This window comes from Mesorhizobium sp. M1A.T.Ca.IN.004.03.1.1 (assembly GCF_003997555.1).
GTDB lineage: Bacteria > Pseudomonadota > Alphaproteobacteria > Rhizobiales > Rhizobiaceae > Mesorhizobium.
Genome location: NZ_RZTV01000891.1, coordinates 1 through 244 on the forward strand (window position 1 = coordinate 1; position 244 = coordinate 244).

1 protein-coding gene is annotated in these 244 nt (G+C 56.1%); it reads left to right on the plus strand.

Annotation, left to right across the window (positions count from 1 at the left end; translation table 11 throughout):
• On the plus strand, window positions 1–241 hold a 241-nt coding region (locus EOD29_RS36820; protein WP_206520615.1), incomplete at its 5' end, for a hypothetical protein.
• Window positions 242–244 lie beyond the last annotated feature (3 nt).

The window sequence follows — 244 nt, forward strand, 5'->3', positions numbered from 1 at the left end:
CATTATTCAGGATCATGTGTCTTCTCCACAATCGGATCGCGTGGGTGTTCGTGCGCCTGATGCATCAATGCGAAAAGGAGATTGCAGATCCGGTTGCGCTGCCTTGACGTGGATCAAGCGAAGAACGGGCGGTGAGCAGGAAGCTCTCCCCAGCCTCAAAGGTGCGGTCACCTACTTCGGGCAGAAAGCCGAATGCAGCGCTTCGATGACCGTCAGCACTTCCGGCCTGGTGATGCGGTAATAG